This is a genomic window from Providencia sp. PROV188, assembly GCF_027595165.1.
Classification (GTDB): domain Bacteria; phylum Pseudomonadota; class Gammaproteobacteria; order Enterobacterales; family Enterobacteriaceae; genus Providencia; species Providencia lanzhouensis.
The window spans coordinates 3145110-3167166 of the sequence record NZ_CP097291.1; the positions used below are offsets into that span (position 1 = coordinate 3145110).

Sequence of the window (22057 nt, forward strand, 5' to 3'; positions counted from 1 at the left end):
GTTGTCATTCTGCGGTAATAGATGATTAATTGAACTATACCCTAAATAATTCAAGAAGATTGGGTATATTCAATCAGTGAATTACTGTTGATAATAACAGTGTATTGGCGTTTTCGCACTATTTCTCTGCGTTATCAACCAGAGACAAAAAGCGAATGATCTGCGGGAAATAACGTTCAAACCCAACAAATGCATGATCCCCATCCGGTTCCACCGTTTGCTTACACTCTGAAAGATAGGCAACGGCTTGACGATAATCAAGTACCTCATCCCCCATTTGCTGCAATAACCAAAGTAAGTTTGGTGAACGTATCTTTTCGAGATGCAACGCCTTCAATTCATGCATATGTTTGGGTTCTAACACATACGTTTCATGGGTATATGGATTGGTATTTTCCCCAAGATAATCGCTGAGCAAATCAAACGGACGTACCGCTGGGTTCACTAATACTGCGGGAATTTGGTAGCGCTCAGAAAAATAAATGGAAAAATAACCACCCAATGAAGAACCCACTAAACCGATTTTTTCATGCTGATGTTCAGCAAGAATATCATCGAGTAATTTTGTCGCTTGCTGCGGAAAATTAGGCAATTGCGGAACAATCATATTGATTTGAGGATAATGCACTGCCAACCACTGTTTAAGATTATTTGCTTTCTCAGACTGTGGAGAGCTATTGAATCCATGAATATACAGTAATGTTGCCATTAGTAACCATCTGAATCAAAGTCAGGACTAAATTCCTGAGTATTTAAACGATAAACTTGGGTTTCAATCACTTTTTCCCCTTGCTCATTCACCGTTAATTCTAGATAGCGCCAGCCTGGAGCAACCGTATCTAAAGCAAAGTTGGTACAGTGTGGCTTGAACTGTACACAGGTCGATGGCGTTGCTAACAGGCGGATGCCGTGCCAGTTTTCATCCATCTCTTGGTGAATATGTCCACATAGCATCGCTTTCACATTGGGGTAGCTTTTAAGATAGTCCGCCAAAATATGTGAATTTCGTAAACTGTGCTGATCTAGCCAAGTGCAGCCTGAAGGTAATGGATGATGATGCAGCATAATCAGTGTCGTGCGTGTCGGCTGCTCGTCTAAACACAGCTTCATCCATTCCAGTTGCTGCTCAGAAAGCTCGCCATGAGCAACATCTTGTAATTGGCTATCTAGCATTAAAATTTGCCAGTCATCACCAATAAAGACCTGCTTCGCACTCGAAATACCGGCAATTTTTAAGGTACCGACCATCGCAGGGGGATAATCGTGATTTCCAGGTAGCCAAACACAAGGTGCAGGAATGCGTTCAATCCCAGCCGCAAAATGTTGATAGGCTTTAGGTGATTGGTCTTGAACGAGATCCCCTGTGGCGACGATTAAATCGACAGGTAAGTTTTGTTCTGCAATCGCATCAAGTACCGCCTGATAGCTTCGGTAAGTATTGATCCCTAAAAGGGTGTTTTCCGTATCAGCAAAAAGATGCGTATCAGTAACTTGTAAGATTCTAATAACTTTAGGGTTATTAGCAGTCACTTTAAGCTGGCTGTCCAAAGTATTCCTTTATCCTTAAAAATAGCGCTAAGTATTATCACCTAAACCATCAAGTACATAGGTCACTGATTTTAACCTAACTATCCATTCAATATCTGCTAATCAGCACACACTTCACTAGATTAATGGTTATTTAAATCAGTTTCACCCATTTTTCTTGCAGCTTTTGGTGATTCAGTTGTAGCCATTGAATGGCTATCACGGTTGCCGCATTATCAATTTTGCCCTCTTCAACCCATTGATAAGCTTGCTCTCGGCTCACGACATGCACTCGGATATCTTCATTTTCTGAGGCTAAGCCATGAATGCCTTTTGCCAACGAGCTATCGACCTCTCCAACAAAAACATGAATCCGCTCGCTGGTGCCACCAGGGCTTGATAAATAGCTAATCGATTTTTCTATGCGTTCAATAGTGAGACCCGCTTCTTCCGTTGATTCGCGACGAACCACCTCTTCAGGGGATTCGTTGTCTTCAATCATTCCCGCCACTATCTCTAACAACCATGGCGTTTCGCTTGATTCAAAAGCAGGGAATCGAATTTGCTCGATTAATACGACATTATCGGTTTGTGGATCATAAGGCAGTATTGCCCCCGCATGCCCTCTTTCAAACACTTCGCGAACAATTTCTTTGCTCCAGCCCCCCTCAAATAATCGATGTTTAAATCGATATTCAATCATTTGAAAAAAACCGTTAAATAATTTACGCTTAGATATAATTTCAATATCATTTTTACTGTATTTAATCGGATTTTCGATTTTATTATTCATTGATAGTCTCCTAATCCTTTCATTTTTATACTAACAAAGATGAAAGGATTAAATCAGTTTTTAAGGTTTTTTAACCTTAGATGAGGTAATGTTTAAACAAATTGAGACTAAATGGCACAAAAGGCTACCGTTTTCCGTGCCACACCTCTGTTACAATGTGCGCCATTATTCAAATTTATGAGCAACAATAGGGTCTGTTTTGAGAACGGTCTCTCTTTTCAGAGTTCCAACAGCCTATCATCGTCCTTAACATGATAAGTTTTAGACAACAGGCTCCATATAATTTGCTGTTTAATCAAGGAATCAAAATGAAGAAACTGCTTCCCCTTTTTATTGCGATGAGTTTTGTGGGTCTCAGTGCTAATAGTTACGCAGAAGATTTACTTCAGGTTTACCAAAAATCCAAAGAGAGTAACCCGGAACTCAGAAAATCATTTGCTGAGCGTAATCAAGCTTTTGAGAAAATCAATGAAGCACGTAGCCCGCTGTTACCGCAATTAGGCTTAGGCGCTGGAGCAACCTATGGCAGCGGTTACCGTGATGCTAGCAACACAGAAAGCACAGGTCTTAATGCATCATTGAAATTGACCCAGATTGTATTTGATATGTCAAAATGGCGTCAGTTGGATCTTCAAGAAAAAACCGCAGGAATTTCTGATGTTACCTATCAGACAAGCCAGCAACAGCTTATTTTAGATACCGCAACGGCTTATTTTAACGTATTGAAAGCCATTGATGCGTTATCTTACATCCAAGCCAACAAAGAAGCGGTTTACCGCCAGTTAGACCAAACAACGCAACGTTTTAACGTCGGTTTAGTCGCAATCACTGACGTGCAAAACGCCCGTGCAAATTACGATAGCGTGATTGCACAAGAAGTCGCAGGTCGCAATGATTTAGTTAACGCGGTTGAAAAACTTCGCCAAGTCAGTGGTGTTTACTACAGCCAGTTAGCGTCTTTAAATATCGACCGCTTCAAAACTGCTAATCCAGACGATGTTGAATCTATCTTAAAAGAAGCCGAACAACGTAACCTGAGCTTACTGAGCGCCCGCTTAGCGCAAGACGTTTCTCGTGAAAACATCCGTTTAGCAGAAACTGGTCATATGCCAACTGTAGGCTTAGATGCATCAACTAGCGTAGCAAACACTTATAACCACGGTAGCGGTTACGATCGTACCGGTGGCGCAAATAACAGCTACAATGGCCAAAACAGCATTGGTTTAACCTTAAGCCTGCCATTATATTCAGGTGGAATGGTTAGTTCACAAGTTGAACAGGCACAATATGGTTTCCAAAGTGCGAGTGAACAACTGGAAAGCGTTTACCGTAACGTCATCCAATTGGTTCGTTCATCGTATAACAACGTGACATCATCAATCAGTAGCATCAACGCTTATAAACAAGTTGTTGTTTCAGCCCAGAGCTCATTAGATGCAATGGAAGCTGGCTACCAAGTGGGTACTCGTACTATCGTTGACGTGTTAACAGCAACAACTGCGCTGTATCAAGCGAAGCAAAACCTGTCTAACGCCCGTTACGATTATATGATCAACCAACTGAACATCGAATTTGCGCGTGGTACGTTAAACGAAGATGATATTGCTCGTTTAAATGCTAGCTTAGGTAAAGAGATCCAAACTTCACCTGACAGCATTATTCGCAACTCGACTGCACCCCAAATTAAATAATCATTTAATTTAGTCGATGAAGATAGCTCGCCCAAATGGCGGGCTATTTTTTTAGCTCGATCATCCAGACACTTATTTTAAAATAACGCGAATTTGTCTGTTCTCTAAATAATGAATAACTTACCGTATTATTTATTCATCTAATTCTTAAAATTCAGTCAATTCTGACTGAGGTTAATTGAGACTATAGTCAAAAAATCGTCATAATTAATTTATTGATATCAAAGAAAAATAGGAATTACTCGGCATTAGATTTCACCAACAACATGCAAAAATGGAATCAATTTCGCTAATTCCATCATTTCCCATTATTTGTGCAGCATTTGTACTTTAATTTTTATCCTATATCCCCTATTCTAAGGGCAACATCTCGAACCTCTTACTTATTATTTATTCAAGGTAATTACCATGACCATGAAGCGTACCAAAAATATTAATCAGAACGCCTTCCGTAAGTCTTGGCGCTCATACCGTTTAGCCCCTGTCGCTGTAGCGGTCAGTGCTGTATTTATGCTCTCTGCGTGTGAAGAGAGCGATGAAACTGTGTCTCTGTACACTAACGCTCAAGACTGTAGCCAAGCAAATCCATCTCAAGCAGAACAATGCACCCTTGCGTATAACAACGCATTGAATGAAGCTGCTAAAACAGCGCCAAAATACGCAACTCAAGAAGATTGCGTAGCGGAATTTGGTGAAGCAATGTGTACTCAGGCTCCAGCTCAAGCAGGTATCGCAGGTACAAGCACACCAGCAGCCGGCGAGCCAGCTGCTCAATCACAAAGCAGTGGCAGCATGTGGATGCCATTAATGATGGGCTACATGATGGGTCGTATGATGGGCGGTAGCGCACCATCTCAACCGCTGTTTAGCTCTAAAAACCCAGCAAGCCCAGCAAATGGTAAATTTGTTGATGCAACGGGTAAAAGTTATGGTCCAGCCGTTGCCGGGGGTCGTTCAATGAGCGTACCAAAAACTGCGATGGCACCAAAACCTGCCACCACCTCTACTATTACTCGTGGCGGCTTCGGTGACACAGTCAACAAACAAGCGACAGCGCAACGCTCATCTTCGTCCGCGAAATCCAGCTCATCCTCTTCCCGTTCAATGGGTGGTTGATAAGTAATGAAACGTGTTCCTATTGTAGAGCGTCCTAACTGGCGCGAAAAAGCGGATGAGTTTGGTTTTCACTTCCACACTATGTATGGCGAACCGTACTGGTCTGAAGATGCCTATTACCAATTCACGCTAGCGCAAGTTGAAGAAATTGAAGAAGCTACCGCTGAAATTCACCAAATGTGTTTAAAAGTGGTTGAGCGCGTTGTTGAAAGCGACGAATTACTCGCTCGCTTCCAAATTCCTAAACACTGTTGGGAATTTGTCCGTAGTTCGTGGAAAAGTGAGCAGCCTTCATTATATTCCCGCCTAGACTTAGCTTACGATGGCGTAAATCCACCTAAGCTACTGGAAAATAATGCGGATACACCAACATCACTGTATGAGTCAGCGTTCTTCCAATGGATTTGGTTAGAAGACCAAATCGAAGCTGGAAAACTGCCAGAAAATGCTGACCAGTTTAACAGCATCCAAGAGCAGCTGATTGAGCGTTTTGGTGAGCTGAAAGATCAATATGGTTTCCGCTTGCTACATATGGCTTGCTGCCAAGATACCGAAGAAGATCGTGGCACAGTCCAATATCTGCAAGACTGTGCGAATGAAGCTGGCGTAGCGACCGAATTCCTGTATATAGATGAAATCGGGCTGGGTGAAAAAGGTGAATTCACCGATACACAAGATCAGGTAATTAGTAACCTGTTCAAACTGTATCCATGGGAATTTATGCTCAGAGAAATCTTCTCAACCAAGCTGCAAGATGCGGGTGTACGTTGGTTAGAGCCAGCATGGAAAAGTATTATTTCCAACAAAGCGTTGCTGCCAATGTTATGGGAAATGTTCCCTGATCATCCAAACTTGTTACCAGCCTACTTTGCGGATGGTAACAAACCAGAGCTTGAAAGCTATGTGATTAAACCGCTATTTTCTCGTGAAGGTGCGAATATTCGCGTCATCGAAAATGGTAGAGAAATCGCTTCTGCAGATGGTCCTTATGGTGAAGAAGGGATGATTATCCAGCAATTCCACTCACTGCCAAAATTTGAAGGCAGCTATACATTAGTGGGCAGCTGGTTAGTTAACGACCAACCTGCGGGCATCTGTATTCGCGAAGATAAAGAACTGATTACTCAGGATTTATCACGTTTCTACCCACATATCATTATCGACTAATATTTCGTAGTTTGATAAAAATAGGGTATCTGATAAAAAGAAAGCGGCAACGAGCTATTTCGTGCCGCTTTCTTATTTTTTATACTCAGTATTAACCAACTTTAAAGCATTAATCGATTCGAAAATATTAGCCAATTTGCACTGACAACATACTCAGCGAGGCAGAAACAATGCCTTCCACAGGCGTAGTTATCCCTTCTTCACCATCCCAAGTTCCTAAAATAGGTAAAATAGGTAAAAAGTGTTCCGGAGATGGATTCGATAATTTACCATCTTCACGATCTAACCCTTTTGTAAGCGGATGCGGCTGCTCGTGACTGCGTAAATTGTCATACACGAACTGCTCAAAAGAGGTTGCCCAAGGATAAGGTGCTGCATTAGCATTTTGCCAATCCATCGCTCTTAAATTATGAACCACGTTACCGCTGCCCATAATCAATACCCCTTCATTTCGTAATGTCGCCAGCTTTTTCCCCAGCTCATAATGCCAAGCCGCCGGTTTCGACCCATCAATACTGAGCTGAATAACGGGGATATCCGCTTGAGGATACATACGGACTAAAATTTCCCATGTACCGTGATCAAGCCCCCACTCCTCTTTATCTTGATAAATTGGTTCTGGAGACAGTAATTCAGCCACCTGTTTAGCCAGTTCTGGAGAGCCTGGTGCTGGATACTCTATTTGGTATAAAGCTTCAGGGAAACCACCAAAATCATGGATAGTTTTCGGTTTAACCATCGCGGTGATCGCCGTTCCACGGGTATACCAGTGTGCTGAGATCACCAAAATCGCACGCGGTCTAGGCAAGGTTTTGCCCAGTTTTTCCCATGCTTCAGTGTATGAATTATGGTTAATCGCGTTCATCGGACTACCATGACCGATAAATACCGCAGGCATTCGATGGGTTAAGTGTTGGTTATTTGTCGACATGATGACCTCAATTCCACAAAAAGGATAATGAGTATCAGCATACCCTTTTTTAGAAAAAACACAGTGGGAGAATTATGAGAATGATCATCAAAAAATTTGAAGAGGCCACAAAGGTGTGCAACTTTGTGGCCGATGACTCTATAAGCAAAACGTTTTAAAAACCTAGCAAATTAGCTGGCTTTTTTTTCCAACTGAAGGCGGTAGTTCACTAAGTCTTCGATAGTCACAACGGTCATGTTGTGCTCACGAGCAAACTTCACCACATCTGGCGCACGCGCCATGCTGCCATCATCGTTGGTTAACTCACACAGTACTCCAGCGGGTTTGAAACCTGCCAGTACAGCTAAGTCGATTGTCGCTTCAGTATGACCACGGCGAGTTAATACCCCACCCTCACGAGCGCGCAGAGGGAATACGTGACCTGGACGGTTAATGTCCGCAGGTACCGCGTTATCCGCAATTGCGGTTTTAATCGTTGTGATACGGTCAGCCGCAGAAACGCCTGTTGTTACGCCTTTTGCCGCTTCGATAGTGACCGTAAAACCGGTTTGGTTTTGGCTGGTGTTTTTCTCCACCATCATCGGAATATCAAGCTGCTTACGGCGTTCTTCCGTAATACACAGGCACACAATGCCGCTGCTATAGCGAATGGTCATTGCCATTTGCTCGGTGGTCATGGTTTCTGCTGCAAACACTAAGTCACCTTCATTCTCACGATCTTCATCATCGAGAACTAAGATACCTTTGCCTTGGCGCAGGGCTTCAATTGCATTTTCAACACGCTCGGTTGGATTACCGAATTCGGAAAGTAGCGTCTGATTCATGGTAAAAACCTTCTTAAATTAACAATATTTGAGTTACCAGAACCAGGGCAGTCTTAGGAGTACGAGAAATGAATAAACATAACGACTTCACAGCCGTTTCGCCATTCAATATGTAGAACAATGTTGCACCCAATAGGTACAAACATGCAGATACAGTGATTCTCTCCCATCCGGACTATAACCGTCGGCTCCAGATTCACACTGGATCTGCTGACCTTTCCTATCCATGACAATAATGCCAAAGATAACAAAGCGCTCGCGGGCTTCATGCGCGATGCATGTTACCGCCGGTGGGGACTTTCACCCCGCCCTGAGATTACGCAATCAATATAACTCCAATAATTCAATGGTGCAACGAACAAACGATAAACTGGAAACTTACTCACACTTTTCGCCAATAAAAACAAGATGAAGCAGTGTGTTTCCATAATAATAGAAGAAGGTGGTTTATTCATAACGCCGCAGGTATTACACTACCCCACATTATTTATTGTGAAACTGACGCTATCTTAAAGCTGATGTTATATTGAAACTGAAGGACCCGCGAATGCTCGATCCGAAAAAAATTGAACAAGTTGCCCGCCAAATTCAAGGTGCATTACCAAAAGGCGTGCGTGACTTAGGTGAAGACTTTGATAAAAAGCTTCGTTCACTGCTGCAATCTCAGCTTGGTAAATTAGATTTAGTCAGCCGAGAAGAGTTTGATATTCAAACACAAGTTTTACTGCGCACTCGCGAAAAACTGATGAAAATGGAGCAGCGCGTTAGCGCACTTGAAGCCCGTTTTTCAGATGAAAAAGTGATTGAAGAAAAACAAGAAGATTGATTCAAAAATTACAGTGCCCTGAATGTTTTAATTAAATTTCAGGGCACGTTTACCTTGCAAATACCTTTTTACTTCGAAATAAGCTCACGTTCTAATAATTGAACAATATATTGATTTTTAGATAAATTATTAGCGGTTGCTATTGCATCTAGACGTGGCTCCAAATGGCTGGGATATCGCAAAGTAAAAGACCTAATCGTCTCTTGGTCTTTAAAGGGTTTAATTCCCTCTTCCTGACAAGTCAGTACATATTCCCCCAGTGAAATTTTCGCTTCTTGTATTAATCCCTCGATACTATCTGAGACAAAATCACAATAGCCTGTTACATCTAAAAACTTACCTCTAAATGCTTTAATTTCAGATTCATAAGCGACAGACGCCGGATGCCCGTCGATTATCATGACATTGCTTCCTTTAATCATATTTCACTCCAATTACATTCTCAAACCATTCACGTAAGCCACTAATAGCACCTTTATCCATTACATTACCTGGATGGGGTTCATGCGTCTGAAACAAAGAGCCGAACAAAATAAATTTTCGCCGTGAACCATTACCATTTTTAACTTTTCCACCTAAATTACAAATTAGGCTTAAGACATCATCCCATTTAATTCCAGATTTTGGCGGTATAGTGAGTATATCCACCATTGTCTTACGGTGCTTAGAAGACAGTTCCATCATTTTTATCATCATCTATCCTATGACATCCAATCTAGTGGTTATAGAATAAATGATGATAGAGTGACGTCAATTATTGACGTCACAATAAGCTAACATTTAAGAAAAACTATCACAAACAAAAAAGCCTAACTTCTGTACGCATTTAAATGCAAACAAAAAGCTAGGCTAATTCACTGACACCAAATAATGTTTAATTATTTGGTTTTCATAATATTTTTGATGATATTAGTGGTTGAAATACCATCTTCGAAATTCAGAACCATCACTTGCCCACCAGCAGCCCACACTTCCTTACTACCGGCAATCTCATCTGGCTGATAATCACCACCTTTTACTAAAATGTCAGGCAGAATTTCGGAGATCAAACGCTGAGGTGTATCTTCCTCGAATGGCACAACCCAATCCACGGCACCTAATGCGCCCAACACAATCATACGCTGGTCTAATGGATTAACTGGGCGAGTTTCCCCTTTCAAGCGACGGGTCGATGCATCACTGTTTACCGCAACAATCAGGCGATCACCCAATTTACGTGCATTTGCCAAATAGGAAACATGTCCTGCATGCAGAATATCGAAACAGCCATTGGTCATCACTACGCGCTCACCGCGAGCACGCGCATCGGCTACGGCTTGCTTAAGCTGGCTTTCGGTCATTACGCCGAAACCATTCTCTGCGCGACCACGGATCGCATTTTCTAATTCAATAGGGGAAACCGTTGAAGTCCCTAATTTACCAACCACAACACCCGCCGCTGCATTCGCTAATGCACAAGCTTCATGCAATGGACGACCTGATGCAATTGATGCCGCCAATACGCCAATGACCGTATCGCCAGCCCCTGTCACATCAAAGACTTCCTGTGCTTCAGTCGGTAAATGTAGAGGTGCCTCATTGCGGCGGATCAAGCTCATCCCTTGCTCTGAGCGAGTAATCAACAGTGCTGATAACTCTAAAGACTCAAGAAGCTGCATCCCTTTTTCTTCAACATCTTTATTATCCTTGCAGCGACCCACTATCGCTTCAAATTCAGACATATTTGGCGTTAACAGGGTTGCTCCGCGATAACGTTCGAAGTTGTTGCCTTTCGGGTCGATAAGAACAGGCACGCCTGCTTTATTCGCCAGCGCAATCATCTTCTCAACTTCGGTTAATGCACCTTTCGCATAGTCAGACAGCACCAACGCGCCAATATGTGGCAGAGCTTGTTCGATGCGCTCTAACATTGGCTGTGCATCCACATTTTCGAACCCTTCTTCAAAGTCGAGGCGGATCAGCTGCTGGTTACGGGATAAAACACGTAACTTAGTAATGGTTGGATGCGTTGGAATTGCTACAAAATCACAGCGCACATTCACGCCATTCAGGTTCTCGGTCAGCGCTTTTGCCGCATCATCAATCCCTGTTAAACCCACTAAGCGAGAATTTGCACCGAGTGATGCAATGTTCATTGCCACGTTTGCAGCGCCACCTGGGCGCTCTTCCACCATGGTCACTTTAACAACCGGAACCGGCGCTTCAGGTGAAATGCGATTCGTAGGTCCATGCCAGTAGCGATCTAACATGACATCACCAACAACCAATACACCTGCTTGCTTATAATCAGGAAGGGTTACTTTCATCCCGCACTCCAGTTATGAAAAGAAAATCTGAAATTAATTGCCGCTAATACTAGCATACTGCGCGATATCGCCTAAATAATTTGCTAGCTAATCAATTACTCAAGCCATTTTTTCCAGCAGGCAAGCACCAAAGCTCGTTGATTCGCAAATTGCTGGCTATCTACCCGACTCGGTAAAGATTGTAGCGCTAAATGGTGTAGCTCGTTACGCATCGTGACATACGCCTGCGTTAAGCCATACGCCTCTTCTTCTGGCATAAAATCATACTGTGCCATTAACTCAAAAATACGCACATTATCAGACCAGCGAGTCAGCGCTGGGTTATCAATAGCAAAACGCAGCACTAAGTATTGAGCAATAAATTCAATGTCAGTGATCCCGCCCGGATCCGCTTTTAAATCAAACTCGTTTTCCTGATGGCTTCCCAAATGCCGATGCATTTTCAGGCGCATATCCCGCACCTGCTCACGCAGCACATCTGGCTCTCTCGGCAAACATAAGGTTTCATGACGAATTTGCGTGAATTTTTGTTGTAGAGAATTATCACCAAATACCATACGAGCACGGATCAGCGCTTGGTGTTCCCATGTCCACGCATCATTTTTTTGGTAGTCATCGAAAGATTGAATTGTGCTGACCAACATGCCCGATTCACCAGAAGGTCTTAGGCGCGCATCCACTTCGTACAATACCCCCGAAGCCGTGCGGGTGCTAAAAAGATGAATAATACGCTGCGCAACACGCAGATAAAATTGGCGAGCCTCGATGGAACGATCCCCTGTTGTCACCGCATTCATCGGGCAGTCAAACAGAAAAACCAAATCCAAATCTGAGCTATAACCCAACTCCCAGCCGCCTAATTTTCCATAACCCAGTACCGCAAATCCGTACTGTTTTTCATCAAACTGCGCTAAGTGATCTGGCTCACCATAACGCTTGACCATCATTTGCCATGCTTGGCGTACCACCGCATCAATAATCGCTTCAGCCAAATACGTTAAGTGGTCACTCACTTTCATCACAGGGAGTACCCCAGAGATATCCTCCGCGGCAATGCGTAATAATTGTGCCTGTTTAAATTGGCGGAGTGCTTCTAATAGCTGCTCTTCGTCATCTTCAGGTACACGCATTAAATATTGGCGTAATTCATCACGGTAAGCGGTGAGCGGTAATGGCTGATACAAGGATTGCGGGTCGAGTAATTCATCCAACAAAAGTGGATGGCGGGCTAACTGCTCGGCAATCATTGGTGAAGCCGCACACAAACGAATAACGTGGGTCAGCACTTCGTCAAATTCGAGCATAAGCTCTAAATAAGTTGTTCGGCTAACAATGCTCAGCAGTAATGGCGTGATGCGCTCAATCACTCTCCCTGCATCTTCGCGCTCACCCACTTTAGCCAACAATTTTGGCATTAATTCATCAAGAACATCACGTCCACGAGGACCGATAGTGCGCTTATTAAGATCATGGCGGAATAGGTTAATTCCGTGGATCATTTTTTCTGCGACGAGTTCATCTTTTGACGGTAAATAACTTGCCAGCTCCTCTTTGGAAAGCTCGCTTTGCCAGAGCGTAATATATGCTTCATGGCACTCTTCTACTTGGTCTTCCTCATCATCGCTACCAATTTGTTCTGCGAAGATTTGGTGTACCGTGGCCATTTTCGTACTCAGTTGCTGATAAAAATCAGCCCAGTTTGCAAACCCCATCCCCCACGCTAAACGCGCCTGGTTTAAAGCATCATCGGGTAATGTTTGGGTTTGTTGGTCATCGATACTTTGCAGTAAATTCTCTAACCGACGCAGGAAGATATAGCTGTCTTGCAGTTGAGTGACTTGCTGCGCAGGTAATAATGCAAGTTCTTCAATGCCTTGCAATGCCGTAAATAAAGATTGTGACTGTAATGCAGGTTCTCGCCCACCTCGGATCAACTGAAAAACTTGGGAGATAAACTCAATTTCACGAATGCCTCCTGCGCCTAATTTGATGTTGTTGACCAATCCGCGGCGGCGGACTTCCCGCTCAATCATGTTTTTCATATTACGTAGGGATTGGATGACGCTGAAATCAATATAGCGACGGTAGACAAACGGGCGCAATAATTTACGCAACGTATCCGCATAGTGGACGCTGTCAGGCCCCATGATACGGGCTTTGACCATAGCATAGCGTTCCCAGTCACGCCCTTGTTCTTGGTAGTAATCTTCCAAAGCAGAAAAACTGAAGACCAATGGACCGCTATCGCCAAATGGACGTAAACGCATATCAACGCGATACACGAAACCGTGAATGGTGACTTGGTCAAGAACGCGGATAAGCTTCTGACCTAAGCGCGTAAAAAACTGCGCGTTATCCAGCTCTTTACGTCCGCCTTGAGTAACCCCATTTTCGGGATAAGCAAAAATCAGGTCGATATCAGAAGAAAAATTTAATTCTCTACCACCCAGTTTCCCCATTCCAAGTACTAATAGTGGCTGCGGATTTCCCGCACGATCACACGGCGTTCCCCACAAGAGGCAATAGGTTTTGTATAGCCAGTCTCGCGCCGCAACAATCAATACCTCAGCCAATTCGCTCAGTTGCACAATGGTATCGCGCTGAGTACATAATTCTAAGGTTTGCATCCAAGCGATACGCACTAACATATGATGACGAAAAGTGCGTAAAACTTGCATCAAATAGTCTTCATCCGTCACCGATGCTAGCGCTTCTTCCAGCCATTCCCCATAGCGAGCCCATTCATCGCCTACTGGCGGCAGTGTTCGAATATGCTGTAAAAATCGGGAATGGGTGAGAACCTGTTTCAACGCAAAATCACTGAATGACAGGAAATTCAGTTCTGATTCATTTAACGGAAGCAACTCAGAAGATTGCTCCGTAAACTGCTGAATAATACGTTGGTGTTGGTTCTGCAAAAGCTTGGAAGAAAGCGGCATAGATTCAGTACCTATTCGACATCGGTATATGTTAAGGCGGTTAACCACTGAATAAAGGCTAGTTTGCATTTTAGCCATTGACTACTGTAACAAAAACCTTCTGCGCTGACCGTCTCGTCAGTCACATCCAAACGTAATTGTTCCAGAGGGAGATCATGAACAAAATGCGGTGCAGAGTTTTGATAATGCACTAAGAAAGCCTGAACAAAGCGTAAGAATTCACTGAGCCCATGACGCGCGTGTTCACCATCCGCTAGCCAATACTGTTCATGCTGCTGGCAAAGTTGCTGCATGTGCAATAGTGATTTTTCAATAGGTTGTTCTTCATAATCAAACACAGACTCAGGACGGACTAAAGGTACTGGCTCATTCGCCAATAATGAGTAGCCTCGCGCCGCTTTACTCAGGGAGGATAGATTCAGGCCATCGATATCTGCGAATTTCTTCGCTAAATTCAGTACATCCGCCACAAAGCCTTGTTTTAGTTCCAGTTCAAATTCTTGAATCGGTAAATCTTTCGCACCTGCAGAGACTTCCCCTTGGTCGAAGACAATTTCAATTTCACTATCTTCGAATTTCACCAACCATGTTTCACGAGTGAAATTGGTGCTAAACAAAACTTCCAACTCATCCTCGAGTTGAGCAATATCCGTTCCTTCTGGCCAGATTTCTGCTGGAAATGCCGCGAGATTGATTTCAGGGGAATCAATTTCCACGTTGAACTCTGGACGCTGGTGTAATCCGCTAATCACTTGCCCAGCCGTTTTCATCGTCATCTCATAACGACCATCACAGCCCCGAATGCGCAATCCCATATCCCATTGGCGTAGCTGTCTTTGTGCCGTATCAAAATAGATATTAGTCAGCTTGCGAGGGGCTGAATGTTGCGGTGAAAGCGTCGAAATACACTCGCGAACAGCATCAATAGCAGAACTCTGAGCCGCTAACTTGAGTTCAACTTCTATGTGGTTCATACATTTCCTTATTTAATAATTTTACTCCATCCATATTACCCCAATCCCTGAGAGCAGAGAAAAGAAACCGCACGGAAACCAAAAATTCTACAAACATAAATTCCCTTAGAGGGTTGTTTCAATAAAATGCTTAAAAATTGTATTATCCAGTGACTTAGGAAGGTTCTCATTCTCATTCAACATTTACACAACTCTATGCTTTAACGTTTGCACCAATAGGCTTTACTTATTAGTATTTAATTAATAAGACACTCATTCACCGTGAAAAGATAAAAACACTATGCGAAAAATTCCACTTTTACTTGTTTCAATCATGGGGTTAGGCCTTTCAATCACAGCAAACGCTGAAACACGCTACGTTTCTGAAGATTTATCGACTTATGTCCGTAGTGGTCCGGGTACCAACTACCGCATTGTTGGCTCTCTAAACGCAGGTGAATCCGTTGAACTGATTTCAGTGGATAATAAATTTGCTCAGATTAAAGATGGCAAAGGTCGCACCGTTTGGTTACCAACGGATCAGCTCAGCGACATCCCAAGTATGAAAAGTCGAATTCCACAGTTAGAAGCTGAAAATCAAAAGCTTCGTCAACAGTTAGATAACATTGATAATACTTGGAATACCCGCACCGCGGACATGCAGCAAAAAGTGGCTGATAATGATAGCGAAGTGCGTCAACTTAAAGCAGAAAATGAAAAACTGAAAAACGAGCTTATCAAAGCGGGTAAAAAGTTAGACATTGCTGAAGTGAATCTGGATGATCGCCGTCGTGAGTTAATTTTACAGTGGTTTATGTATGGTGGTGGTGTGGCGGGTGCTGGATTAATTTTAGGGTTACTTCTGCCTCACATTATTCCACGCCGTAAAAAACGTAATGATGGTTGGATGTAAGAGAGCCTAAATGAAAGTCTATCTCGTCGGTGGAGCGGTACGTGACAAATTACTTGGATTACCCATCTCGGATAGAGATTATGTGGTGGTGGGTACCACGCCAGAGGCGATGCTAGCCCAAGGCTTTCAACAGGTAGGCAAAGATTTCCCTGTCTTTTTACATCCAAAGACTCACGAAGAGTATGCCCTTGCCAGAACTGAACGAAAAATCGGTTCTGGCTATACAGGATTTAGCTGTTATAGCGCGCCAGACGTCACCATCGAGGATGACTTACTGCGCCGAGATTTGACCATCAACGCCATCGCACAAAGTGATACGGGGGAGCTGGTCGACCCTCATCATGGTGTGCGAGATCTCAAAAATCGCGTTCTGCGCCATGTCTCTGATGCTTTTTTGGAAGATCCGTTGCGCGTATTGCGTGTGGCACGTTTTGCCGCTCGCTATTATGAACAAGGCTTTCGAATTGCCCCAGAAACTATGGCGTTGATGCAATCCATGTCGGAATCGGGAGAGCTATCCCATCTCACCCCTGAGCGTGTCTGGACAGAAACGCACAAAGCATTGATGTCCAATTCACCGCAAGTTTACTTTGAAGTTTTACGTGAATGCGACGCACTTGCCGTCCTATTTCCTGAAATTGATAACCTCTTCGGCGTACCAGCTCCGGAGAAATGGCATCCAGAAGTGGACACTGGGATCCATATTTTGATGGTAATGCGCGTGGTGGCAACATTATCGAAAGATATTGATGTGCGTTTTGCTGCGTTATGTCATGACTTAGGTAAAGGTCTTACGCCAAAAGCGGTCTGGCCGAGTCATCCACAGCATGGGGAAGCAGGGATCCCCCTGATCATCGATTTATGCGAGCGATACAGGATCCCAACCAGCACCAAAGATCTCGCCTGCCTTGCTGCAAAATATCACGATATGATCCATGTGATTAACAAGCTCAACGCTGCCGATATTGTGGGGATCTTTGATGGATTAGATAGCTGGCGTAAACCTGAGCGTATTTTTCAGCTTAGTTTAGTGAGTGAAGCTGATGCCAGAGGTCGCGGCGGGTTAGAAAACCAAGCCTATCCTCAAGGAATATTTTTACGCCAATCCTACGAGATAGCCAAAGCGGTTGCCGTAAAATCGATTATCGAGCAGGGCTTCCAAGGCGCACAAATCCGAGAGGAACTAACTAAACAGCGTGTTCAAGCTGTTGAAGAGTGGCTAAAAATACAAAAAGTGATGATTTAAAATAGCTGAAAATATTGGCGGCACATAGACCGCCAACATTCACGAGGCAATCCCCATTAGCTGGTTTTCGTACCACGTTCAATCAACACGCCCATATTAGCAGCACGAGCTACAGCCCCTGGCTTAGACACTCGGATACGTACCCAAGGCGTTAAAAATTCATTCAGTAGAAGTTGAGCAACCTCTTCCGCAACCCGTTCTACTAATCCAAACTTGTTCTGTTCTAAATAGCTAACAACGCGTTCGCTGACATCGGCATAATTCAAACATAATTCAACATTATCGCTCATCGCGGCCTGTTTATTGTCCCATCCCATTTCGATATCGAGCAAAAGTTTTTGTTCAATATCTTGTTCCCAGTCATATACACCAATAGTGGTGATGACTGATAATTGTTCAATAAATACGATATCCATCACGTCATTTTCTCGTTTATGTGCTGAATTGATACCACTTCAGGAAAAATGTGCGTATTATCCAAGACTGAAGTGAATTACATATAAATAGCCTAAACCGTTTTTGGAGTTAGTTATGAGTGCTATCGCGCTTGGCATGATAATCTTCGCCTATCTTTGCGGATCAATATCGAGTGCTATTTTGATCTGCCGTCTGGCAAGATTACCCGACCCTCGTCAACACGGCTCTGGTAACCCCGGTGCAACTAACGTCTTACGCGTCGGCGGCAAAGTCGCCGCTGCCTCAGTACTGATCTGTGACGTACTGAAAGGGATGATCCCTGTATGGCTTGCTTATTATTTAAATGTGCAACCATTCTATCTTGGCTTGGTCGCGATTGCAGCCTGCCTTGGGCATATTTATCCAGTTTTCTTCCACTTTAAAGGTGGAAAAGGCGTTGCTACCGCATTTGGATCCATCGCAGCAATCGGCTGGGATCTTTCGGGACTGGTAGCAGGCACTTGGCTGCTCACCGTATTGCTCAGTGGCTACTCATCCCTTGGAGCGATTGTCAGCGCACTAATGGCACCATTTTATGTGTGGTGGTTTAAGCCTGAATTCACCTTCCCGGTTGCTATGCTGTCGTGCTTAGTGCTTGTTCGCCATCATGGCAATATTCAGCGTCTATGGCGCGGACAAGAAAGTCGAATTTGGCAGAAATTGAAAAATAAAAAGCAAAAAACCACCAAAGAGATAGCTCAAGAGCAACGTGAGGATAACGACGATTAGCTTCCTTCACGAATCACTCTTCTAATAAGTCATTACTTTGATAAACAATAAGGGCTGAATTTCAGCCTTTTTTGTTTCCATTATCTTCCCTTTCTCTTCAATCGCATCCTTCTATACCATCAAAAACTTTCCCTATTTTTTACTGCATTGACTCACACTCACCTCACTCATTTTGGTACGTACTTACACTTATTCGCAACGCAGCGCACACTTTTAAAAAATAGTTAAAATATTGCAAATTTATTACTAATGAATAATTAAAAGCTGTCGACTATATAAAGGAAAACTTAACTATAAAAGTGAATATAAAATGAGCAGAACTCCATATGTAACTCAAAATGAACATATCTTAGATGAAGATATCACCTTGATGACCACAAGCGACCTTCAAGGGAATATTATTCACGCTAATGATTTCTTTGTGCAGGTCAGTGGGTATGATCTCGATGAATTAATGGGACAGCCTCACAGTATTATTCGCCATCCTGATATGCCAAAAGCCGCCTTTGCGGATATGTGGCGTACCTTAAAAATGGGAGAGCCGTGGACTGGGATCGTCAAGAACCGTCGTAAAAATGGTGACCATTACTGGGTTCGTGCCAATATCATCCCTATGCAGCGAAAAGGTGTCATCACCGGTTATATGTCCATTCGCCTACGCGCCACCCGAGAAGAAATCGCCGCCGTTGAGCCGCTGTATAAAGCCCTAGTCGAAAATCGCAGTAATCGCCGAATTTATAAGGGGATCGTACTACCCAAACGCCGTCGATTCTCACTTTCAACACTGTCTGTTCGCTGGCGTTGCCGTTTAATTTCCAGCAGCTTATTTGTTTTGTGGATGGCGATGGCAGGTTTATCGGGTCTCTCCGGTAATGCACTACTACTAACCAGCTTATTCACTTTAATAACCCTGCTACTCGGCAATGTAATGCTAGAGCGCAGTTTTGCGAAGCCGCTCGAAAATATTATGTCTCAGGCATTAAGCGTAGCGCGAGGTAACCGTAATAGCATTGACCACATGAGCCGCGTTGATGAAATTGGGCAGATCCTGCGCTCCATTGGTCAGCTGGGCTTAGTGTGTCGTTGGCTAATTAACGATGTCTCTGAGCAAGTGGATAACGTTCGTAAAGGCAGCCAATCGTTAGTGAGCGATTGTGGTGAACTCGATAGCCATACACAGCGTACCGTAGGCTATATGCAGCAAACCGCCGCCACCATGAACCAAATGGCAGTCTCCGTTAAGATGAATGCAGACAATACCCATAAAGCCGATGTGCTATCGAATGAAACCAGTGAAACAGCGGTGAATGGCGGTGCAATGATGGATGCGGTGGTCATCACTATGGACGAAATCGTACACAGCACCAGTAAAATCAATTCGATCACCGATGTGATTAAAGATATTGCATTCCAAACCAATATTTTGGCGCTAAATGCCGCCGTAGAAGCCGCTAGAGCGGGTGAACAAGGCAAAGGTTTTGCCGTCGTCGCCAATGAAGTTCGTAGCTTAGCAAGCCGCAGCGCCAGTGCAGTGAACGATATTCGCGAGCTTATCAATAACTGTGAGAAGAAAGTGAGTTCCGGTAAAGACCAAGTCTACGCGGCGGGGAACACGATGAAAGAAATCGTGGATCAAGTGCAAAACGTAACGCAGCTGATTACCCATATTAGCCATGCTACAACGGAGCAAGCTTCTGGGATTTCGGATATCACACAAGCCGTCAGTGAATTGGAGTCCATCACTCAACAAAGTAGCTTACTCGTTGAGCAGAGCACCGAGACCGCGAATCACGTTAAAGATCGTTCCATTCGCTTAGAGGATGCAGTGACTATCTTGCACTAAAAACGTCTTGCACTAAGCACGTTTTACCATAAAACAGGGGGCTAACGTAATACGCTAGCCCCCTGTTTTCATTATGTTTAAAACATAATAATTTATTTAACAGCACCTTCATCTAACGGTGGCAGCTCTGCAAGCGGCCAGCGAGGACGAACGGTCACGCCTAAATCTGCATTTGCTCCGCCTTTTAAGCGAATTAAGCCCGCGAGAGCAATCATTGCGCCATTGTCTGTGCAAAACTCAGGGCGCGCATAAAATGCTTCGCCGCCACGCTGCTTCAAAACTTCTTCCATTTTGGCGCGTAAAGTACGGTTAGCACTCACGCCACCGGCCATCACTAAACGTTTAAAGCCCGTTTGCTCAAGCGCGCGCTTACATTTAATGGCGAGTGTATCCACAACTGCATCTTCGAAAGCACGGGCGATATCAGCGCGAGTTTGAGGATCATCTGGGTTATCACGAATCGTATTTGCCGCAAAAGTTTTCAAGCCAGAAAAACTAAAATCTAACCCCGGACGGTCAGTCATCGGGCGAGGGAAAACAAAACGCCCTGCTACACCTTGCTGCGCCATACGAGACAACACGGGGCCCCCCGGATAATCTAAACCAAGTAACTTCGCCGTTTTATCAAATGCTTCGCCTGCCGCATCATCGATGGATTCGCCAAGAAGTTCGTATTCACCAATGCCCGTCACGCTAATTAGCTGGGTATGACCACCAGACACTAACAGCGCCACAAATGGGAATTCAGGGCTTTTTTCTTCCAGCATTGGGGCGAGCAAATGCCCTTCCATATGATGCACAGCAACCGCAGGTACATCCCACGCAAATGCCAGTGCACGACCCACTGTCGCTCCCACCATCAATGCACCCACTAAACCGGGGCCTGCGGTGTACGCAACAGCATCGATGTCTTCACGGGTTAAATTGGCTTCTTTGAGCGCCGCTTGAATTAGCGGTACTGTTTTGCGGATATGATCACGAGAGGCTAATTCGGGTACAACACCGCCGTAATCAGCATGAACTTTAATTTGGCTATATAACTGGTTCGCGAGTAAACCCAGTTTATCATCATAGATTGCGATTCCGGTTTCATCGCAAGATGTTTCGATACCTAAAACACGCATTGCACTACCCTTGTTTGTTGCATGGGGGCAAGTCTACCACTAAATTTGCGTCATCGCGCCTAAATTTGCGTCATTGCGCAATAAAATGTCATGAAACCCCACAATTAATCCCAGCAAAAGGCTGACTTTCCAAGTTGTATAGTCTATAATCAGACCCCTGTAATAAAAATTTCGTGTGGCAAATTCTCATTATTATCTGGTTTTTCTCACTTTATTGAATAAAGTTGAGGTGAAACAGGTGATCTTGCGTGATTCAATTTTATACGGCACTTTACAAACCCGTACTCATTGAAGTAAAATTCCGCACCATTTTAAATGACGGCTGGTGAACAAAAACCAGCAACAAACCGATTTCTATTGAGGTGAGAGGCACATGCCGGTAATTAAAGTACGTGAAAACGAGCCATTCGACGTAGCACTGCGTCGTTTCAAACGTTCTTGTGAAAAAGCAGGAGTTTTAGCAGAAGTTCGTCGTCGTGAATTCTATGAAAAACCAACGACTGAACGTAAACGCGCTAAAGCATCAGCTGTAAAGCGTCACGCTAAAAAACTGGCTCGCGAAAACGCACGCCGTACTCGTCTGTACTAATTGATTGCGATTTTAATCGCAGCCAATACAGACAAGTAAGTAGTTAGCAGTTAAAGGCCGTGCTTTCCTAACGGAAGCGCGGCT

Annotated in this window: 21 protein-coding genes and 1 riboswitch; of the genes, 9 read left to right on the forward strand and 12 right to left on the reverse strand. The window is 43.9% G+C overall.

All coding sequences use genetic code 11. The features are described 5' to 3' along the window. Window positions 1–118 precede the first annotated feature (118 nt). The 3 genes from yqiA to nudF form a co-directional block, all read right to left on the reverse strand. Window positions 119–709 (reverse strand): esterase YqiA, encoded by a 591-nt coding sequence (gene yqiA, locus M5X66_RS14380; protein WP_036956274.1) that lies wholly within the window; start codon window positions 707–709, stop codon window positions 119–121. Then, window positions 709–1548, reverse strand: a complete 840-nt coding sequence (gene cpdA / locus M5X66_RS14385) for a 3',5'-cyclic-AMP phosphodiesterase (RefSeq protein WP_154637125.1) — start codon at window positions 1546–1548, stop codon at window positions 709–711. Before cpdA ends, yqiA begins: the two co-directional genes overlap by 1 nt. Before the next feature lie 133 nt (window positions 1549–1681). Beyond that, window positions 1682–2320 (reverse strand): ADP-ribose diphosphatase, encoded by a 639-nt coding sequence (gene nudF, locus M5X66_RS14390; protein ID WP_036956272.1) that lies wholly within the window; start codon window positions 2318–2320, stop codon window positions 1682–1684. Between the two features lie 308 nt (window positions 2321–2628). Between nudF and tolC the strand changes: the two genes are divergently transcribed. From tolC to M5X66_RS14405, 3 genes are all read left to right on the forward strand, one after another. Further along, the gene (gene tolC / locus M5X66_RS14395; protein WP_036956271.1) at window positions 2629–4011 is read left to right on the forward strand and encodes an outer membrane channel protein TolC; all 1383 of its coding nucleotides are present in this window, start codon (window positions 2629–2631) and stop codon (window positions 4009–4011) included. A gap of 408 nt (window positions 4012–4419) precedes the next feature. Continuing rightward, the gene (locus tag M5X66_RS14400) at window positions 4420–5127 is read left to right on the forward strand and encodes a DUF1190 family protein (protein ID WP_036956270.1); all 708 of its coding nucleotides are present in this window, start codon (window positions 4420–4422) and stop codon (window positions 5125–5127) included. A 6-nt stretch (window positions 5128–5133) separates the two neighbouring features. Beyond that, on the forward strand, window positions 5134–6294 hold the full coding sequence (locus M5X66_RS14405) for a glutathionylspermidine synthase family protein (RefSeq protein WP_270103676.1): 1161 nt from the start codon (window positions 5134–5136) through the stop codon (window positions 6292–6294). 127 nt (window positions 6295–6421) lie between these two features. Here M5X66_RS14405 and ygiD read toward each other — a convergent pair whose 3' ends face one another. Then, window positions 6422–7225 carry a 4,5-DOPA dioxygenase extradiol gene (ygiD, locus tag M5X66_RS14410; protein ID WP_108478471.1) on the reverse strand — a complete coding sequence of 268 codons (804 nt, stop codon included), beginning with the start codon at window positions 7223–7225 and terminating at the stop codon, window positions 6422–6424. A gap of 170 nt (window positions 7226–7395) precedes the next feature. Next, window positions 7396–8049, reverse strand: a complete 654-nt coding sequence (gene ribB, locus M5X66_RS14415) for a 3,4-dihydroxy-2-butanone-4-phosphate synthase (protein ID WP_036956267.1) — start codon at window positions 8047–8049, stop codon at window positions 7396–7398. Between the two features lie 154 nt (window positions 8050–8203). Beyond that, window positions 8204–8371: riboswitch (FMN riboswitch) on the reverse strand. A 225-nt stretch (window positions 8372–8596) separates the two neighbouring features. On the opposite strand from ribB, the gene ubiK reads away from it, so the two are divergent. After that, entirely contained in the window at window positions 8597–8875 is a 279-nt protein-coding gene (gene ubiK / locus M5X66_RS14420) for a ubiquinone biosynthesis accessory factor UbiK (RefSeq protein WP_006662951.1), read from the forward strand. 68 nt (window positions 8876–8943) lie between these two features. On the opposite strand, the gene M5X66_RS14425 is transcribed toward ubiK, so the two are convergent. The 5 genes from M5X66_RS14425 to M5X66_RS14445 all read right to left on the reverse strand — a co-directional run bounded on the left by M5X66_RS14425 (window position 8944) and on the right by M5X66_RS14445 (window position 15094). After that, window positions 8944–9297 (reverse strand): type II toxin-antitoxin system HicB family antitoxin, encoded by a 354-nt coding sequence (locus M5X66_RS14425; RefSeq protein ID WP_036956266.1) that lies wholly within the window; start codon window positions 9295–9297, stop codon window positions 8944–8946. After that, complete coding sequence (locus M5X66_RS14430) at window positions 9290–9568, reverse strand: type II toxin-antitoxin system HicA family toxin (protein ID WP_036956265.1); 279 nt, start codon at window positions 9566–9568, stop codon at window positions 9290–9292. The genes M5X66_RS14425 and M5X66_RS14430 overlap by 8 nt, the downstream gene beginning before the upstream one ends. Before the next feature lie 185 nt (window positions 9569–9753). Continuing rightward, complete coding sequence (hldE, locus tag M5X66_RS14435; protein ID WP_036956264.1) at window positions 9754–11181, reverse strand: bifunctional D-glycero-beta-D-manno-heptose-7-phosphate kinase/D-glycero-beta-D-manno-heptose 1-phosphate adenylyltransferase HldE; 1428 nt, start codon at window positions 11179–11181, stop codon at window positions 9754–9756. 95 nt (window positions 11182–11276) lie between these two features. Continuing rightward, on the reverse strand, window positions 11277–14120 hold the full coding sequence (glnE, locus tag M5X66_RS14440; protein WP_036956263.1) for a bifunctional [glutamate--ammonia ligase]-adenylyl-L-tyrosine phosphorylase/[glutamate--ammonia-ligase] adenylyltransferase: 2844 nt from the start codon (window positions 14118–14120) through the stop codon (window positions 11277–11279). 11 nt (window positions 14121–14131) lie between these two features. Further along, window positions 14132–15094, reverse strand: a complete 963-nt coding sequence (locus M5X66_RS14445; protein WP_154609927.1) for a CYTH domain-containing protein — start codon at window positions 15092–15094, stop codon at window positions 14132–14134. 280 nt (window positions 15095–15374) lie between these two features. On the opposite strand from M5X66_RS14445, the gene M5X66_RS14450 reads away from it, so the two are divergent. Together M5X66_RS14450 and M5X66_RS14455 are read left to right on the forward strand one after the other, a co-directional pair. Further along, window positions 15375–15986, forward strand: a complete 612-nt coding sequence (locus M5X66_RS14450) for a TIGR04211 family SH3 domain-containing protein (RefSeq protein ID WP_036956260.1) — start codon at window positions 15375–15377, stop codon at window positions 15984–15986. 10 nt (window positions 15987–15996) lie between these two features. After that, on the forward strand, window positions 15997–17232 hold the full coding sequence (locus M5X66_RS14455; protein ID WP_036956258.1) for a multifunctional CCA addition/repair protein: 1236 nt from the start codon (window positions 15997–15999) through the stop codon (window positions 17230–17232). Between the two features lie 56 nt (window positions 17233–17288). Here M5X66_RS14455 and folB read toward each other — a convergent pair whose 3' ends face one another. Next, window positions 17289–17648: a bifunctional dihydroneopterin aldolase/7,8-dihydroneopterin epimerase gene (gene folB / locus M5X66_RS14460; protein WP_154599822.1), complete on the reverse strand. Its 360-nt coding sequence runs from the start codon at window positions 17646–17648 to the stop codon at window positions 17289–17291. A 115-nt stretch (window positions 17649–17763) separates the two neighbouring features. Here folB and plsY point away from each other — a divergent pair, with 115 nt between their 5' ends. Then, window positions 17764–18417 carry a glycerol-3-phosphate 1-O-acyltransferase PlsY gene (gene plsY, locus M5X66_RS14465; RefSeq protein ID WP_036956256.1) on the forward strand — a complete coding sequence of 218 codons (654 nt, stop codon included), beginning with the start codon at window positions 17764–17766 and terminating at the stop codon, window positions 18415–18417. Window positions 18418–18727: 310 nt separating this feature from the next. Further along, window positions 18728–20260 (forward strand): methyl-accepting chemotaxis protein, encoded by a 1533-nt coding sequence (locus M5X66_RS14470; protein WP_036956255.1) that lies wholly within the window; start codon window positions 18728–18730, stop codon window positions 20258–20260. 92 nt (window positions 20261–20352) lie between these two features. On the opposite strand, the gene tsaD is transcribed toward M5X66_RS14470, so the two are convergent. Beyond that, window positions 20353–21384 (reverse strand): tRNA (adenosine(37)-N6)-threonylcarbamoyltransferase complex transferase subunit TsaD, encoded by a 1032-nt coding sequence (gene tsaD / locus M5X66_RS14475; RefSeq protein ID WP_036956254.1) that lies wholly within the window; start codon window positions 21382–21384, stop codon window positions 20353–20355. A 373-nt stretch (window positions 21385–21757) separates the two neighbouring features. On the opposite strand from tsaD, the gene rpsU reads away from it, so the two are divergent. Further along, window positions 21758–21973: a 30S ribosomal protein S21 gene (gene rpsU / locus M5X66_RS14480; RefSeq protein WP_001144069.1), complete on the forward strand. Its 216-nt coding sequence runs from the start codon at window positions 21758–21760 to the stop codon at window positions 21971–21973. The last annotated feature ends 84 nt before the right edge of the window (window positions 21974–22057 follow it).

Excerpts from the sequence above, each read along its gene's own strand:
- M5X66_RS14450 (WP_036956260.1), top strand. The coding sequence starts at position 15,375 with ATGCGAAAAATTCCACTTTTACTTGTTTCAATCATGGGGTTAGGCCTT.
- glnE (WP_036956263.1), bottom strand. The coding sequence starts at position 14,120 with ATGCCGCTTTCTTCCAAGCTTTTGCAGAACCAACACCAACGTATTATT.
- M5X66_RS14425 (WP_036956266.1), bottom strand. The coding sequence starts at position 9,297 with ATGATTAAAGGAAGCAATGTCATGATAATCGACGGGCATCCGGCGTCT.
- yqiA (WP_036956274.1), bottom strand. The coding sequence starts at position 709 with ATGGCAACATTACTGTATATTCATGGATTCAATAGCTCTCCACAGTCT.
- tsaD (WP_036956254.1), bottom strand. The coding sequence starts at position 21,384 with ATGCGTGTTTTAGGTATCGAAACATCTTGCGATGAAACCGGAATCGCA.
- hldE (WP_036956264.1), bottom strand. The coding sequence starts at position 11,181 with ATGAAAGTAACCCTTCCTGATTATAAGCAAGCAGGTGTATTGGTTGTT.
- M5X66_RS14470 (WP_036956255.1), top strand. The coding sequence starts at position 18,728 with ATGAGCAGAACTCCATATGTAACTCAAAATGAACATATCTTAGATGAA.
- tolC (WP_036956271.1), top strand. The coding sequence starts at position 2,629 with ATGAAGAAACTGCTTCCCCTTTTTATTGCGATGAGTTTTGTGGGTCTC.
- ubiK (WP_006662951.1), top strand. The coding sequence starts at position 8,597 with ATGCTCGATCCGAAAAAAATTGAACAAGTTGCCCGCCAAATTCAAGGT.
- plsY (WP_036956256.1), top strand. The coding sequence starts at position 17,764 with ATGAGTGCTATCGCGCTTGGCATGATAATCTTCGCCTATCTTTGCGGA.
- M5X66_RS14400 (WP_036956270.1), top strand. The coding sequence starts at position 4,420 with ATGACCATGAAGCGTACCAAAAATATTAATCAGAACGCCTTCCGTAAG.
- M5X66_RS14405 (WP_270103676.1), top strand. The coding sequence starts at position 5,134 with ATGAAACGTGTTCCTATTGTAGAGCGTCCTAACTGGCGCGAAAAAGCG.
- ygiD (WP_108478471.1), bottom strand. The coding sequence starts at position 7,225 with ATGTCGACAAATAACCAACACTTAACCCATCGAATGCCTGCGGTATTT.
- nudF (WP_036956272.1), bottom strand. The coding sequence starts at position 2,320 with ATGAATAATAAAATCGAAAATCCGATTAAATACAGTAAAAATGATATT.
- M5X66_RS14455 (WP_036956258.1), top strand. The coding sequence starts at position 15,997 with ATGAAAGTCTATCTCGTCGGTGGAGCGGTACGTGACAAATTACTTGGA.
- M5X66_RS14430 (WP_036956265.1), bottom strand. The coding sequence starts at position 9,568 with ATGATAAAAATGATGGAACTGTCTTCTAAGCACCGTAAGACAATGGTG.
- folB (WP_154599822.1), bottom strand. The coding sequence starts at position 17,648 with ATGGATATCGTATTTATTGAACAATTATCAGTCATCACCACTATTGGT.
- rpsU (WP_001144069.1), top strand. The coding sequence starts at position 21,758 with ATGCCGGTAATTAAAGTACGTGAAAACGAGCCATTCGACGTAGCACTG.
- ribB (WP_036956267.1), bottom strand. The coding sequence starts at position 8,049 with ATGAATCAGACGCTACTTTCCGAATTCGGTAATCCAACCGAGCGTGTT.
- M5X66_RS14445 (WP_154609927.1), bottom strand. The coding sequence starts at position 15,094 with ATGAACCACATAGAAGTTGAACTCAAGTTAGCGGCTCAGAGTTCTGCT.